Origin of the sequence: Salegentibacter sp. UBA1130, assembly GCF_002311535.1 — a bacterium.
In the GTDB taxonomy this organism is placed as follows: Bacteria; Bacteroidota; Bacteroidia; order Flavobacteriales; family Flavobacteriaceae; genus Salegentibacter; species Salegentibacter agarivorans.
The window spans coordinates 56,284-71,419 of record NZ_DCAP01000023.1 but is presented as its reverse complement, the minus strand read 5'-3'; the positions used below and the strand labels follow the sequence as shown (position 1 = coordinate 71,419).

The 15,136-nt window shown below is 35.9% G+C and carries 13 protein-coding genes and 1 riboswitch; of the genes, 9 read left to right on the top strand and 4 right to left on the bottom strand.

Annotated elements, in window-relative coordinates; genetic code table 11:
* Positions 1–95 precede the first annotated feature (95 nt).
* Entirely contained in the window at positions 96–788 is a 693-nt protein-coding gene (locus B4F31_RS09480) for a DUF4294 domain-containing protein (protein WP_093306402.1), read from the bottom strand.
* Between the two features lie 105 nt (positions 789–893).
* Between B4F31_RS09480 and B4F31_RS09475 the strand changes: the two genes are divergently transcribed.
* From B4F31_RS09475 to B4F31_RS09460, 4 genes are all read left to right on the top strand, one after another.
* On the top strand, positions 894–1,982 hold the full coding sequence (locus B4F31_RS09475; protein ID WP_075327152.1) for a M42 family metallopeptidase: 1,089 nt from the start codon (positions 894–896) through the stop codon (positions 1,980–1,982).
* 140 nt (positions 1,983–2,122) lie between these two features.
* On the top strand, positions 2,123–3,199 hold the full coding sequence (locus B4F31_RS09470) for a DNA topoisomerase IB (RefSeq protein ID WP_286761184.1): 1,077 nt from the start codon (positions 2,123–2,125) through the stop codon (positions 3,197–3,199).
* A gap of 44 nt (positions 3,200–3,243) precedes the next feature.
* Positions 3,244–5,172 carry a DUF294 nucleotidyltransferase-like domain-containing protein gene (locus tag B4F31_RS09465; RefSeq protein ID WP_286761183.1) on the top strand — a complete coding sequence of 643 codons (1,929 nt, stop codon included), beginning with the start codon at positions 3,244–3,246 and terminating at the stop codon, positions 5,170–5,172.
* The gene (locus B4F31_RS09460; protein WP_075327155.1) at positions 5,172–5,834 is read left to right on the top strand and encodes a 3'-5' exonuclease; all 663 of its coding nucleotides are present in this window, start codon (positions 5,172–5,174) and stop codon (positions 5,832–5,834) included. The genes B4F31_RS09465 and B4F31_RS09460 overlap by 1 nt, the downstream gene beginning before the upstream one ends.
* 75 nt (positions 5,835–5,909) lie before the next feature.
* Here B4F31_RS09460 and acs read toward each other — a convergent pair whose 3' ends face one another.
* Positions 5,910–7,817 carry an acetate--CoA ligase gene (acs, locus tag B4F31_RS09455; RefSeq protein WP_286761182.1) on the bottom strand — a complete coding sequence of 636 codons (1,908 nt, stop codon included), beginning with the start codon at positions 7,815–7,817 and terminating at the stop codon, positions 5,910–5,912.
* Positions 7,818–8,085: 268 nt separating this feature from the next.
* A complete protein-coding gene (locus tag B4F31_RS09450; RefSeq protein ID WP_075327157.1) occupies positions 8,086–8,310 on the bottom strand; it encodes a hypothetical protein in 225 nt (74 codons plus the stop codon).
* A gap of 181 nt (positions 8,311–8,491) precedes the next feature.
* Positions 8,492–8,626: riboswitch (cobalamin riboswitch) on the top strand.
* 117 nt (positions 8,627–8,743) lie between these two features.
* Between B4F31_RS09450 and B4F31_RS09445 the strand changes: the two genes are divergently transcribed.
* Entirely contained in the window at positions 8,744–9,718 is a 975-nt protein-coding gene (locus B4F31_RS09445; protein WP_075327158.1) for a ribonucleotide-diphosphate reductase subunit beta, read from the top strand.
* A gap of 41 nt (positions 9,719–9,759) precedes the next feature.
* A complete protein-coding gene (locus B4F31_RS09440; protein WP_286761181.1) occupies positions 9,760–11,436 on the top strand; it encodes a ribonucleoside-diphosphate reductase subunit alpha in 1,677 nt (558 codons plus the stop codon).
* A gap of 179 nt (positions 11,437–11,615) precedes the next feature.
* Here B4F31_RS09440 and B4F31_RS09435 read toward each other — a convergent pair whose 3' ends face one another.
* Positions 11,616–12,461, bottom strand: coding sequence for a DUF2911 domain-containing protein (locus B4F31_RS09435; protein WP_286761180.1), 846 nt, complete (start codon positions 12,459–12,461; stop codon positions 11,616–11,618).
* Between the two features lie 147 nt (positions 12,462–12,608).
* Between B4F31_RS09435 and B4F31_RS09430 the strand changes: the two genes are divergently transcribed.
* The 3 genes from B4F31_RS09430 to B4F31_RS09420 are packed head-to-tail and all read left to right on the top strand — an operon-like array spanning position 12,609 to position 15,136.
* Positions 12,609–13,118, top strand: coding sequence for an SRPBCC family protein (locus B4F31_RS09430; RefSeq protein WP_093306398.1), 510 nt, complete (start codon positions 12,609–12,611; stop codon positions 13,116–13,118).
* Positions 13,119–13,135: 17 nt separating this feature from the next.
* The gene (locus B4F31_RS09425) at positions 13,136–13,831 is read left to right on the top strand and encodes an SDR family NAD(P)-dependent oxidoreductase (RefSeq protein WP_075327162.1); all 696 of its coding nucleotides are present in this window, start codon (positions 13,136–13,138) and stop codon (positions 13,829–13,831) included.
* Positions 13,832–15,136: a cryptochrome/photolyase family protein gene (locus tag B4F31_RS09420; RefSeq protein ID WP_286761179.1), complete on the top strand. Its 1,305-nt coding sequence runs from the start codon at positions 13,832–13,834 to the stop codon at positions 15,134–15,136.

Sequence of the window (15,136 nt, the reverse complement as noted above, 5' to 3'; positions counted from 1 at the left end):
AATTTTTTAAAGAAATCTTAAAACCAATTCCTAAACTTCTCAATAAAAGGAACTTGTAAGATAAAAAATTTAAAGAAATATTGGGGAGACAAAAGTTAATTTAACCTACCAGGTCTTTTACTCCATTTATCGGTGAGTTCTACGTATTCAAAATCTAAAGCAGTAGCCTGTGGTTCTAATATATCATTCACAAAAGAACGCTGCAAAATATCTTCAATTAAATAATCTTCATGATTATTTCTGGGATCAAATTCTTCCTTTAAAGATATTTCAAATAAACTAGCCGTGGTATTGTACCAGAAAGCCCGCCAACCACTTTTTAAATTTTTAATAAGGTTAAAAGCAGTGGTACCGGTTTGTCTATGTACTAACTTTACCAAAATCTGTCCCTCGGTATGGGTAAGCTTTTTTAATTCCGCAGAAAATTCATCCTCTATATAGTCCTGAACAATCTTTGTATATTTTCTTTGCGCAGATCGGGAATCAATTTCCTCCAGTCTGGAATTAAGTGCTATTAATCTTTCTGAAGCCAATTTGGCATAAGGATAAACCTTCCGGGTTTTTCTCCTTAATATAAGGTATTGCTTTCTTTCAGCAAGACTATTAAAATGAAGCTTTTTTAAAATTACTACTTCATTAAGATCTATACTCTCCCTTGGCACCGTATCACCGGCAATAATCATGTATTTTTTTTGCAAAGTATCTTCAGCAGGAAAATTTTCCTGTGCAAAAAGTCCGGAAAGACTAAAGGCTATAAAGAATATTATTAAAAAAAACTTTCTAAGCATTTGCTCATTATTTACCTATCCTATCTTACTAAAATCATTCCAAAATTAATCAATAATGAGTTGCCATACATTTAATTCTTATTAAATTCGTGAAAATTCAAAACTATGAGCAAAGACAGTATACTTGATAAGGAATCTATAGATTTCCTGGAAAAATACCTTAACAATGCGGCACCAACGGGTTACGAATCTGAAGGGCAGAAATTATGGATGGATTATTTAAAACCTTATGTAGATGATTTCTTCACAGATAGCTACGGGACCGCGGTTGGTGTTATAAATCCTGAAGCCGAATATAAAGTTGTAATAGAAGGACACGCTGATGAAATTTCGTGGTACGTAAATTATATAACCGATGAGGGTTTTATTTACGTGGTAAGAAACGGAGGTAGCGATCACCAAATAGCGCCATCAAAACGTGTTAACATACATACTAAAAAAGGAATAGTAAAAGGTGTTTTTGGCTGGCCGGCAATTCACACTCGTGATAAAGATGAAGAGCAGTCTCCAAAAATAGATAATATTTGTATAGATGTTGGGTGTACAAGTAAAGATGAAGTTGAAGAATTGGGCGTACACGTTGGTTGTGTAATTACCTACCCTGATGAATTTTTTATACTTAATGAAAATAAATTTGTTTGCCGGGCCCTGGATAACCGTATGGGCGGATTTATGATCGCACAGGTTGCAAAATTACTAAAGGAGAATGGTAAAAAATTGCCTTTCGGACTTTATATCACCAACTCGGTACAGGAAGAAATTGGACTTAGGGGAGCAGAAATGATCACCCACCGTATTAAGCCAAACGTAGCTATTGTTACCGATGTTACTCACGATACCAATACGCCAATGATAAATAAAAAGAAAACCGGCGATACTAAAATTGGTCACGGCCCTGTTATTGCCCACGCTCCTGCGGTTCAAAATAAATTAAGGGAATTACTTATTGACACCGCCCAGGAAAAAGAAATTCCGTTTCAGCGTATGGCGAATTCAAGGTTTACTGGAACCGATACTGATGCTTTTGCTTACAGTAACGGCGGGGTTCCTTCAGCTTTAATTTCGCTTCCATTAAGATATATGCATACTACAGTGGAAATGGTACATAAAACCGATGTAGAAAATGTTATTAAATTAATTTACGAAAGTGTTCTAAAAATAAAGGATGGAGATAGTTTTAGTTATTTTGATTAAATAATTAGTCTCCTTTATATTGAGAAAAGCCCTTTTCAGAAGAAATTCCGAAAAGGGCTTTGTCATTTAATTATAGATACTTTCACAATTCTTTATTATAGCCCGGCCTTTTTTCCAATTATATTTAGTGAAAAAGAAAAATGACCATTTCTCCGGAAGAAATAAATAATTTTATTTCAGATCCATACCAGGCTATAGATTTTGCCAACCTAATTTACGTTTCTGAAGAACACCTTTCTATTAACCGAAAAAAAGTAGGCCGGGGATTTTCATATTTTTATAAAGGAGAACGTGTAAAAGATAAAAAAACACTAGAACGAATAAAAAGTTTAGTAATTCCGCCGGGTTGGAAAGAAGTTAGAATTACACATTTTAAAAATGGCCATTTACAGGTTGTGGGCCGCGATGAAAAAAACCGGAAACAATATATTTACCACCCTACCTGGAGCAAATTAAGAAATGAAACCAAATTCTTTAAAATGGCGGCCTTTGGAGAAAACCTGCCTAAAATAAGAAAACAAGTAGATAAAGACCTGGATTTACCTGAAATGAGTCGTAAAAAAGTACTGGCCCTTATTCTTCGTCTTATGGAAGAAACCCATATTAGAATCGGAAATCATTATTATGCCAGGAAAAATAAAACCTACGGACTTTCAACTTTTAGAACCCGGCACGTAAAAACTTATAAAAACAGGATAAAATTTGAATTTATAGGTAAAAAAGGTAAAGAACATGCGGTGACCGTAAAAAATAAAAAGCTAATAAAGCTTGTAAACCAATGTGAGGAAATTCCGGGTTGGGAACTTTTTAAATTCTACGACGAAAATGGCGATAAGCACGCAATAGATAGCGGGATGATTAATGAATATATTCACGAAATTAGCGGCGATCTCTTTTCAGCTAAAGATTTTAGAACCTGGAGCGCTACCAAGATTTTTTTTGAAACACTGCGTGAACTTGGCTATATCGAAGAAGAAAAACAGAATAAAAAGAACCTGCTCCAGGCTTTTGATGCTTCGGCAAAAGGTTTGGGAAATACCCGTGCCGTTTGTAGAAGTTATTATGTACACCCAAAGATTATAAATTCTTATGAAACCGGGGAAATTGCGCCTTATTTTGATAAAATTAAAGCTGAAGAAAAGCAAGATTATATTTCCCTTTCGGAAACTGAAAAAGTTATTCTCAATATGATTAAAGATTACGAAGTAAATATTTAAAATTCAAAGAAAAACAGCTATTCATTTTTCTTTAAATTAGCGGTATGAAGAACACCATTGCTTCCCGAATAGCAGATTTCCTTAAAAGCTATCCGCCATTCAACCTTTTAAAAAAGGAAGATTTATTAATGATCTCACAACAGGTAAAAGTAAAATATCTTGAAAAAGGAAAATTACTTTTTGCTGAAGGCGATATTGGGCACAAACGTTTTTATGTAGTAAATAAAGGAGCAATTTCTTTAGAACGGGATAATGAAGGAAAAAGAGAAACCATAGATAAATGTGACGAAGGTGATATTTTTGGCCTTAGGCCCCTATTTGCTAAAGAAAACTATCTTATTAATGCTATTGCAGAAGAAGAAACCATTCTTTACGCAATCCCCATAAAGAAATTTAAACCGCTTACAGAAGAAAATAAAGAAGTTGGGAACTTCCTGATTCAGAGCTTTGCTTCCAACACCCGTAACCCTTATGCTGAAGCTCATAAAGGGAAATTAATTTCAGATAAAGAACCGGTAGAAAATCAGTATAAACCAAACAATAATCTTTTTGAACTTCAGCCTGCTCCGGTTACCCGAAAAGTGGTCATGACCTCACCTGAAACCACTATTAAAAAAGCCGCACAACTTATGAGCAAAAAGAAAGTTGGATCGGTATTAGTGGTTGAAGAAAATATTCCCAAAGGCATTGTTACCGATGAAGATTTTAGAGATATGGTGGCTACGGGCGCATTTGGAATTGATACTCCAGTTTCAAGGATTATGGCATCTCCGGTAATTTGTTATCCGCAGGGATTAACCATCGCCCAGGCGCAGCTCACCATGATGAAACACCATATTAATCATATTTGCATTACCGAAGATGGAACGCCGAATACCAAAGTAGTAGGAATCCTTTCGGAACATGATATTATGGTTTCAGAAGGTCATAATCCTTCGGTTTTAATGAAAGCGATTCAACGAAGCAGTAGCACAAACGAATTAAAGAAAATTCGACATAAAATTACTTTATTGTTGCGTGGGTTTCTTGCTGCTAATATTCCGCTAAACCATATTTCAAAAATTATATTTGAACTGAATGATGCAACCATAAAACGCATCATTGAACGTTGTATTAAAAAACTACCTACTCCCCCGCCCTGCGATTTTACGTGGATTTCTCTAGGAAGCCAGGGACGAAAGGAACAACTATTACAAACCGACCAGGACAATGCGCTTATTTTTGAAGATGTTCCGCAAGAAAAACTGGAAGAAACCAGGGCTTATTTTCTGGAACTGTCAAGAAAAGTTAACAAGCGGCTAAACATAATAGGTTACGAATTTTGCCCTGCTGAAATGATGGCGAAAAACCCAAAATATTGCCTTAGTTTAAGTGAATGGAAAGACCAGTTTACCAATTGGATTATAGACCCGGGAAACGACGAAATTTTACTTTGCTCAATATTTTTCGATTTTGATATTTCTTACGGAAATGTATATTTATCTAATGCGCTGGCCGATCATATTTTTAGCCTTACCAAAGACAATAGGAAGTTTTATGCGGTAATGGGAGCTACAACTTTAAGAAATCCTTCTCCCCTTGGTTTTTTCAGGCAGTTTTTATTAGAAGAAGACGGGGAAAATAAAGATTTCTTTGATATTAAAAAACGAGGTATTACGCCCTTGACTGATGCTGGCAGACTCCTTATTTTATATCACCAGGTTAAAAATATTAGCAATACGGCAGAACGCTTTGAAAAACTGGCACAGCTGGAACCTAATAACAAAGAGCTTTTCCTGGCTTGTGCTTATGCTTCTAAGGTTTTACTAAAATTTAGAACCCAGCACGGTTTGGAAAATAGAAATAGCGGGAGATTTATTGATTTGGAAAATTTAAGTAAAGAAGAAAAAATTAAACTGAAACGTTGTTTTAAAAGTATTAGGCAGGTGCAGGAATTAATAAAATACCGTTTTGAAGTAACTCCTTATATCTAATGTTGGATTTTTTAAAAAAGAAACCTGATAATCTTCCAGATTTTTGGAAGGACTATGAAGCAAAATTTCAGGAAAAACTTCCAGAAGAAATTTCCGAGACTAGATTTGTTGTTTTTGACACTGAAACCACTGGCTTCGATATAAAAAAAGACAGAATGCTCTCTATTGGTGCTGTGGGTATTGAAAATAAATCTATAAATATTGCTGACGGATTTGAAGAGTATATTTTACAGGAAACTTTTAATCCTAAAACGGTGAAAATTCATGGAATTATTCAAAATGAAAGAATTAAAACACTTTCAGAAGAAGAAGCGGTGAAAGCATTTTTAAAATATATTGGGAATTCGGTTCTGGTGGCTCATCACGCAGGTTTTGATGTGGGGGTGGTTAATGAAGCTTTATCCCGAATGGGATTACCCAGGCTGAAAAATAAGGTTTTGGATACGGTAAATTTATATCGCGGAACCCGAATAATTTCAAATCTTATTAACCGTGAAAAAAGTTATTCGTTAGACGAAATTGCTGAAACATACAATATAGACACTAAAGACCGTCACACCGCGGCCGGTGATGCTTTTATTACAGCCCTTGCTTTTCTTACTATACTTGGTAAATTAAATACCGATAGAAAACTGAATCTTAAAAAATTATTCCGGATTTAAGAAAAAAAACCTCACAGATTTGAAAACCTGTGAGGCCTGGAATTTTTAAATATTCATGAAATTTGAGAATAATTCTTATAAAGAATTATTCATAATTTTCTCTACAACTTCTGGGTTTAATAATGTTGAAGTATCTCCTAGATCTTCGGTTTGTTTAGACGCGATTTTTCTTAGAATTCTTCTCATAATTTTCCCACTACGAGTTTTTGGTAGTCCGCTTACAAACTGTATTTTTTCAGGTTTGGCAATTGGGCCAACCTTATCTACTATTTGTTGAAGAATTTCTTTTCTAAGGTTATCCTGATTCCTGGACTCTCCTACCTCTTTTAAAGTAACAAATGCATAAAGTGCGTTTCCTTTTACTTCGTGTGGGAACCCAACCACAGCAGTTTCAGCTACCGCTGGATGCTCGTCTATAGCATCTTCAATAGGAGCAGTACCTAAATTATGTCCTGAAACTATAATAACATCGTCTACTCTACCGGTAATTCTATAATAACCAACTTCATCCCTTAAAGCACCATCACCGGTAAAATACATATTTTCAAACGTAGAGAAATAAGTTGTCTTATAACGTTCATGATCTCTCCAAACTGTTCTGGCCATCCCTGGCCACGGATACTTAATACATAATCTTCCGTCTACCTGATTTCCTTTTAATTCATTTCCGTTTTCATCCATTAAAGCCGGTTGAACTCCCGGAAAAGGCAAAGTTGCATAAGTTGGTTTTACCGGAGTTACATAAGGAATTGGGGTAATCATAATTCCGCCGGTCTCGGTTTGCCACCAGGTATCTACAATAGGGCTTTTATTTTTTCCTACATTATCATTATACCAGTGCCAGGCTTCCTCATTAATAGGTTCCCCAACAGTTCCAAGCACTTTTAAAGATGAAAGATCGTGGCTTTCTACAAATTCAATATTTCTTTTGGCTAAAGATCTAATTGCTGTTGGTGCAGTGTAAAATTGATTCACCTTATGTTTCTCTACCACATCCCAAAATCTTCCGGCATCTGGATAAGAAGGAACACCTTCGAAAATTACGGTAGTTGCGCCGTTCGCGAGTGGACCATATAAAATATAGGAATGACCGGTAATCCAGCCAATATCTGCCGTACACCAATAAACATCGTCTTCTTTATACTGAAAAACATTTTTGAAAGTATAAGCCGTATAAACCATATAACCGGCTGTGGTATGTAACATTCCCTTTGGTTTCCCTGTAGAGCCAGAAGTGTATAGAATAAATAAAGGATCTTCAGCATCCATAGTTTCTGCTTCACATTCCTCTGAAGCTTCATCTAATAAGGGTTGAAGCCATTCATCACGCCCTTCTTTCATTTCTATATCAGAATCCAGGCGTTTAGCTACTAGCACATTTTCAACACCGGGGCATTCTTCCAGGGCTTTATCTACAATTCCTTTAAGATCTATTGTTTTGTTGCCACGGTAAGAACCATCAGAAGTAATTAGCATTTTACAATCTGCATCATTGGTTCTGGTAGCGAGAGCTTTTGAAGAAAAACCGGCAAAGACTACAGAGTGTATCGCGCCAATTCTTGCGCAAGCCAGCATTGCTATGGCAAGTTCAGGAATCATTGGTAAGTAAATACAAACCCTATCGCCTTTTTCAATTCCTTTAGCTTTTAAAACATTTGCAAACTTGTTTACTTTTTTGTGAAGTTCTCCATAAGAGATATGTTGCGCTTCTTCTTCAGGATCGTTAGGCTCCCAAATAATTGCCGTTTTGTCAGACCTATTAAAGAGGTAACGATCTATGCAATTTTCGGTAATGTTAAGTTTAGCATTTTCAAACCATTTTACTTCAGGTTTATTAAAATCCCAGCTTAGCACATTATCCCATTTTTTCTGCCAGGAAAAATGTTCTTCAGCTATCTCTTCCCAGAAGTTTTGTGGATCTCTTACCGATTTTCTATAAACTTGAAAATATTCCTCTAAATTCTTAATATGATAATTACTCATAACTTAAATAAATATGTTGATGGTTATGTGGGTTAATAATGAAAAATATAAAATATCTTTTCTGCAATTTATAAAAACCTTCGGAAACCAAATACCCAAATCCCGTTAATATTGGGCTTTTTGAAGTTTTTACGGGAAGTTTAATAGAATAGAAATTTTTGTATAAAAATTAGAAGCAAACTCAATAAAGCGCTTGTTTGATTTTTAATTTCAAAATAAAGAAAACTGATTTTTTTAAGATAGAAGACCTTTTGAAAAGGCAAAAAGATTAATGCTCTACAAATTTTTGGTGGTCGCTTAGCCATTTATTTAAATGAGTGGCTTCCCTGGAAGAGACTTTTTTATTTGTTTTTTTCTCTCTCCATTCGTTTTCAGATTGTTTCTTGATATAAATCTTAGATTTCTGCCCCAAAGCGACTCCAAAAGCTTTTAAAGTAATTTCAGCTTTCGCAACATATGCATCATCGGTGCGCTGTAAATTTATAAGTCTCATTTTTACATTTTTTTCGATTGATTAGCAAATACTGCATCCTTTACTAGGCAAAGACTATGCCTGCAACCTCACTATTTTCTTTGATCTCTTCTTTTTACCGAAACTTTAACTTGTGAAAAACTATGTTTATAACTCAAAGCTGTTTTTATAAAACCACCGCAAATTCCTTATAACTTTACTTTTGTAAAATCATACCGGCGGGTATTACATTTTGTAATAAACAAGGGGAATCATGTGAGAATCATGAGCTGTTGCGCAACTGTAAAGTAGACTTTTCTACAAGCCAGATTACCTTCCCAACCGGGCTGACTTTTGCTTTCGCATATAAAGTAAATGTCCAGGATAATATATTTGCGGCCTTCCCGCTCTTCTCTTTTCCAAAGACACCTATTTGCTTTTATGCTTTTGATTTTAAAACTAAAACAAAAGTGATATGAGTATTTTTGAAAAACGGGTAAATTACAAACCTTTCGATTATCCCGAAATTCTTCAGTTTACCGAAGCAATAAATCGTTCTTTCTGGGTACATTCTGAAGTAGACTTCACCGCCGATGTACAGGATTTTCATTCCCATCTTAGTGAAAATGAAAAACAGGTAATTAAAAAGAGTTTGCTTGCCATCGCACAAATTGAAGTAGCCGTTAAATCCTTTTGGGGCGATTTATATGAGCACCTCCCAAAACCGGAATTTAACGGCCTGGGAAGTACTTTTGCTGAATGTGAATTTAGACATTCTGAAGCTTACTCCCGTTTGCTCGAAGTTTTAGGTTATAACAACGAGTTCGAGAAATTGATAGAAACTCCTGTTATCAAAAAAAGGGTAGCTTATCTTTCTGAAGCTTTAGCAAATACAAAATCTTCAGATGAAAAGAAATACGTGTTTTCCCTTATTTTATTCTCTATTTTAATTGAAAACGTATCCCTCTTTAGTCAATTTGCTATTATTCTTTCGTTTAGTCGCTTTAAAGGCGTGATGAAAAATGTGAGTAATATTATTGCCTGGACATCGGTAGACGAACAAATTCATGCTAACGCCGGGATTTATATTGTAAACCAGATCAAAAATGAATTTCCAGAATTCTTCAACGAGGAAACCAAAACTCAAATTAGGGAAATCATTGCTCACTCTATGGAAGTAGAATCTGAAATCCTGGACTGGATTTTTGCTGATGGCGCTTTGGAACAATGCAAAAAAGAAGACCTTCTGAATTTTATGAAATATCGGGTAGACGATAGCCTTGAAAAAATTGGTTTGGAAAAAATCTACTTTGTTTCAGAGTATGATTACAAAGCTATGTTATGGTTTGAAGAAGAAGTTTTCGCCAATAGTTTAGACGACTTTTTTGCCAAGCGCCCGGTAGATTATACCAAACACGATAAGAGCATCACCGCCGATGATCTTTTTTAAACAATATTCCGCAGCAATATTTCAACTTAAAATCCAGCAAAATGCCCGAAACAATAAATAAAGAAACGCAACAGGAACGCCTATGGTGGCTTAATGAAGAAAGCCAGCAAATACTTAACCGCGGCTACTTATTAAAAGGAGAAACCACAAAATCTGCTATAGAAAGAGTTGCAAATGCAGCTGCAAAAAGGCTCTACAAACCAGAACTGGCAGAAGCTTTTATAGAAATGATAGAGCGTGGCTGGATGAGTTTAAGTTCGCCAATTTGGGCCAATATGGGTACCGAACGCGGATTACCTATTTCCTGTTTTAATGTATATGTACCCGATAATATTGAAGGAATTACCCACAAACTGGGCGAGGTAATTATGCAAACCAAGATTGGTGGCGGAACTTCAGGCTATTTTGGGGAGCTAAGAGGTCGTGGGAGTGCAGTTACCGATAATGGCAAAAGCAGCGGAGCTACGAGTTTTATGAAGCTTTTTGATACCGCTATGGATACTATTTCACAAGGTGGAGTACGCCGCGGAGCTTTTGCTGCTTACCTGGATATTGACCACCCCGATATTAAGGAGTTTCTAGAGATAAAAAATATAGGAAATCCTATTCAGAATTTATTTTATGGCGTAAGTGTGCCCGATTACTGGATGCAGGAAATGATAGATGGAGACCGGGAAAAACGAGAAATCTGGGCTAAAGTGTTAGAAAGCAGGCAGCAAAAAGGTTTGCCATATATTTTCTTTAAAGACAATATTAACCGATTTAAGCCACAAGTTTATAAGGATAAAAACTACGTTATAAATTCCAGTAATTTGTGTTCAGAAATCGCACTGCCCTCAACCGAGGAAGAGTCCTTTATTTGCTGTCTCTCTTCTATGAATTTGGAGCTGTATGACGAATGGAAAGATACTGAAGCCGTAAAACTGGCTATCTATTTTCTTGATGCTGTTTTACAGGAATTTATCGCCAAAACCGAGGATAATTATTACCTCACTCCTGCTAATAAATTTGCAAAAAGACATAGGGCACTGGGATTGGGCGTTATGGGTTGGCATTCTTATCTTCAGAAAAATAGAATTCCTTTTGAAGGCTTAAAAGCAAAAGGCTTAACGAATTCCATTTTTAAAGAAATTAATGAGAAAGCTACAAAAGCAAGTAAGGAATTAGCTAATATTTATGGCGAACCCGAGGTTTTAAAAGGCTACGGATTAAGAAATACTACTTTAATGGCCGTTGCGCCTACTACCTCTTCTTCTGCAATTTTGGGACAGGCATCACCGGGAATTGAACCTTTTAGCAGTAATTACTATAAAGCCGGATTGGCAAAAGGGAATTTTATGCGGAAGAATAAATATTTAAAGGAATTGCTTCAGGAAAAAGGATTAGATACCGAAGAAACCTGGCGAAGCATCATGCTAAACCACGGAAGCGTACAGCATTTAAAAGAATTGAGTGATGAAGAGCGAATGATCTTTAAAACCTTTAAAGAGATAAGTCAGCTAGAGATTATACAACAGGCTTCAGTTAGGCAAAAATATATAGACCAGGCGCAAAGTTTAAATTTAAATATTCCATCAGATCTTCCGGTTCAGGAAGTAAATAAGTTAATGATAGAAGCCTGGCAACTGGGAGTTAAAACCCTTTACTATCAAAGAAGCCAAAGTGTTTCTAAAGAATTTATAGCTAATATGGTGAATTGTGCTAGTTGTGAGGCTTAGGTTCTGAAATTCATTTAAAAGTAAAAAGGCTGTCTGGAAAGTCTGAAGAACGTCACCCTGAATTTATTTCAGGGTTTAACTTGTTAGATTTTCAAAACATGTTAGAAGCTGAAACAAGTTCAGCTTGACGAAAACAGGACGTTTACAAAACAGCCTTTTTCTTATTCTTAAAATTCAGACTACATAACTCCCCATTCTTTTAGAGAATCTTTGTTCATTTTTACGTAATCCTGGTTTCCGGCTTTTTCAGCTTCGGCTAAAGATTTTTTGGCAGCTGCAATTGCTTCTTCTTTTTTACCAAGATCGGCTGCGATAAGCGATTTTCTTCTTAAGATCCAAAAGGCATTTGGGTTACCCATTTCAAGGGATTTATTTACCCATTCGTAAGCCTGTTCCAAATCTTTTTTGGCATCGTGATAATAAGTTGCGGCCGCAAAATAATCTCCTGCCCCTGGGCCATTCATCGTTTTTTCAATACTGGCCATTGCTTTTTCTTCAGTAGGCACTTCAAATCTTAAGCTTGCTACGGTATTTTCCCAAATAATATTAAGAGCAGCAGAATCATTCTTCAGCTCATCTATCATAATGGTAAAAGTTTCCATTTCAAAAGGAAGTTCCATCACTTCGGCAGTTGCTTTTAAGGCTACTTTCTCCTCGCTCCATTCAGCAGGATTTCCCCAGTTTGAAGCATCGTTATAGAACATTACTTCCCATTCTTTTTCCTTCGGAATTGTGTAAATAGCATAAGTTCCCGCTTTTAATTCTTTACCCTGAACAGTAACATCGTCACTAAAAGTGATTTTGGTATTTTCGTTAGCTCCGGTACGCCATACTTCCCCATAAGGTACCAGATCGCCAAAAATCTCGCGATCTCTCATTCCGGGGCGGGAATATTCGAGCGTAACATCGGTAAGTCCAACTTTTTGTTCAACTTTAGTAAATGGGCTAGGTTGAGGCGCCTGTACCTGTGCCTGGGCAGCACTCATAAGCCCTGCTGTACATAAAAATAAAAGTAGTTTATTCATTATTTAGTTTGTTTTTAGTTTGATCAAATATACCGAGAAATTGATTACGAATTTAGATAAGAAGCAACTTCATTTATATTTTGTTTAACTATAATAATTTTATTTTAAACAAAACTACTCTTAATTTTACATTCAAATACAACTAGAATGAAAATCTACACCAAGAAATCGGTTCAAAAACTTCCTATCAGTCTGGAAAAGGCCTGGGAATTTCTCTCCAATCCCGGAAATCTAAAGACAATAACACCAGATTATATGGGATTTAATATTCTCTCGGGAGCCGATCGCGCAATGTACCCGGGACAAATTATTCAATATATTGTAACTCCAATTGCGGGAATTAAAACCAAATGGGTAACCGAAATCACTCACGTAAAAGACAAAGAATACTTTGTAGATGAACAGCGTTTTGGGCCTTACGCCCTCTGGCACCACAAGCATTTCTTAGAAGAAATTCCCGGCGGTGTAGAAATGGAAGATATTGTAGATTATAAATTACCCTTTGGAATTCTGGGTCAAATGGCTCATCCCTTCCTCGTAGCTCCTAAACTGAAAGAAATTTTTGGTTACAGACAGAAAAAACTCGTAGAACTTTTTGGTGAATTTGATGAAAGTAAAACCAAAAATTCCACTCTCAAACAGGACATTTTAGCGTAATCCCAAAAAAATAAATTATGAAAAAGAATATTTTACTAATTGGTGGTTCTACAGGAATCGGACTTGAAATTGCCAATCAACTGGTTACTGAAAATAATGTAATTGTTGCCTCTAGAAATAAAGGTAAATTAAACGATGATATTAAACATTTAGAATTCGATGTTTTAAAAGATAATATTGAAGATCTTGAGTTGCCGGAAGAAATACACGGCCTGGTTTATTGCCCCGGAAGCATTAACCTGAAACCTTTTAAAATGCTAAAGCATAAAGATTTTGAGAAAGAAATGAACTTAAATTTCTTAAGTTTAGTTAAAGTGGTTCAGGGAGTAATGCCGAAATTAAAGAAAGCCGAAAATGCAAGTTTGGTATTTTTTAGTACCGTGGCCGTTAAAGTTGGAATGCCCTTCCATACCAGCGTTGCCGCGGCAAAAGGTGCGATTGAAGGTTTTGCAAAATCCCTGGCAGCAGAGTATGCTCCCAGCCTTCGCGTAAATGTGATCGCTCCATCTTTAACTGATACTCCGCTAGCTGAAAAATTATTGTCTAATGATTCTAAGAAAGAGAAAATGAGTGAAAGGCATCCTCTTAAAAGGGTTGGAAACGCTAAAGATATCGCCAACGCGGCTACCTTTTTATTAAGCGATAAAAACAGCTGGATCACGGGACAAATTATTGGGGTAGACGGCGGACTTTCAACTTTAAATATTTCGTAAATGAGTAAAGAAGTGAATATTTTCTGGTTTAGACGTGATTTGAGATTAGATGATAACGTAGGTTTTCTCGAAGCTTTAAAATCTGATAAACCGGTTTTACCAATTTTTATTTTTGATACAGAAATCCTTGATAAATTACCTAAAAATGATGCGCGTGTAACTTTTATACACGAGCAGCTTCAAGAAATGCGAAAAGAACTGCAAAATGATTTTAGCAGCTCTATCGCGATGTATCACGGCAAACCAGAAGAAATTTTTCAGCAGTTAATTAAGGAATATCAAATTGCTGATGTATTCACTAATCATGATTATGAACCTTACGCAACCCAAAGAGACAAGGAAATAGCCGAGCTGCTTTCTGAAAATAATATTGAATTTCACACTTTTAAGGACCAGGTTATTTTTGAAAAAGATGAAGTGCTTAAGAAAGATGGCGATCCTTATGTGGTGTACACCCCTTATATGAGGGCCTGGAAAGAGCACTTCAAATCCCTGGATCTTAAAATTCATTATACCAGTCAATATCTGGATAATCTTATTCAAAATACCAGGTTGCCTAATTTAAGCTTAAGTGATATTGGATTCAAAACTTCAGAAATTAAAGTACCGGATTATGATGTTACGCCTACTTTAATTCAGCAATATGAAAATACCAGAAATATTCCCGGAAAAGATGGTACCTCTAGATTAGGCGCCCATCTTAGGTTTGGTACTGTAAGTACTAGAAAAATGGTAAAAAAAGCTAATGCCGAAACAAATAAAACCTTTTTAAATGAATTGATCTGGAGGGAGTTTTTTATGCAGGTTTTGTATCACAACCCAGACACTGCCACTGAATCTTTTAAAAAGAAATACGACCGTATTGAATGGCGCAATAACGAAGAGGAATTTGAAAAGTGGAAAACAGGAAACACAGGTTATCCACTGGTAGACGCAGGAATGCGCCAATTAAACAAAACTGGTTTTATGCATAATCGGGTAAGAATGCTGGTAGGAAGTTTTCTTTGCAAACATTTACTCATTGATTGGCGCTGGGGCGAAGCTTATTTTGCTGAAAAACTACTGGATTATGAGATGTCTTCGAATGTTGGCAACTGGCAATGGGTTGCTGGAAGTGGTGTAGATGCAGCTCCTTACTTTAGAATTTTTAACCCAACTACACAGATTGATAAATTTGATAAGGATAAAAAATATATCAAAAAATGGGTGGAAGAATTTGAGTCTGATGATTATCCTGAAAAAATGGTAGATCATAAAGAAGCCCGCGAACGGGCTCTAAAAGTTTATAAAGATGCCGTAAGCTAA

What these genes read in the sequence shown, in the direction of transcription:
- B4F31_RS09470 (WP_286761184.1), top strand. Translation starts at nt 2,123, where the DNA reads ATGACCATTTCTCCGGAAGAAATAAATAATTTTATTTCAGATCCATAC.
- B4F31_RS09445 (WP_075327158.1), top strand. Translation starts at nt 8,744, where the DNA reads ATGAGTATTTTTGAAAAACGGGTAAATTACAAACCTTTCGATTATCCC.
- B4F31_RS09435 (WP_286761180.1), bottom strand. Translation starts at nt 12,461, where the DNA reads ATGAATAAACTACTTTTATTTTTATGTACAGCAGGGCTTATGAGTGCT.
- B4F31_RS09480 (WP_093306402.1), bottom strand. Translation starts at nt 788, where the DNA reads ATGCTTAGAAAGTTTTTTTTAATAATATTCTTTATAGCCTTTAGTCTT.
- B4F31_RS09420 (WP_286761179.1), top strand. Translation starts at nt 13,832, where the DNA reads ATGAGTAAAGAAGTGAATATTTTCTGGTTTAGACGTGATTTGAGATTA.
- B4F31_RS09460 (WP_075327155.1), top strand. Translation starts at nt 5,172, where the DNA reads ATGTTGGATTTTTTAAAAAAGAAACCTGATAATCTTCCAGATTTTTGG.
- B4F31_RS09475 (WP_075327152.1), top strand. Translation starts at nt 894, where the DNA reads ATGAGCAAAGACAGTATACTTGATAAGGAATCTATAGATTTCCTGGAA.
- B4F31_RS09465 (WP_286761183.1), top strand. Translation starts at nt 3,244, where the DNA reads ATGAAGAACACCATTGCTTCCCGAATAGCAGATTTCCTTAAAAGCTAT.
- B4F31_RS09440 (WP_286761181.1), top strand. Translation starts at nt 9,760, where the DNA reads ATGCCCGAAACAATAAATAAAGAAACGCAACAGGAACGCCTATGGTGG.
- acs (WP_286761182.1), bottom strand. Translation starts at nt 7,817, where the DNA reads ATGAGTAATTATCATATTAAGAATTTAGAGGAATATTTTCAAGTTTAT.
- B4F31_RS09425 (WP_075327162.1), top strand. Translation starts at nt 13,136, where the DNA reads ATGAAAAAGAATATTTTACTAATTGGTGGTTCTACAGGAATCGGACTT.
- B4F31_RS09450 (WP_075327157.1), bottom strand. Translation starts at nt 8,310, where the DNA reads ATGAGACTTATAAATTTACAGCGCACCGATGATGCATATGTTGCGAAA.
- B4F31_RS09430 (WP_093306398.1), top strand. Translation starts at nt 12,609, where the DNA reads ATGAAAATCTACACCAAGAAATCGGTTCAAAAACTTCCTATCAGTCTG.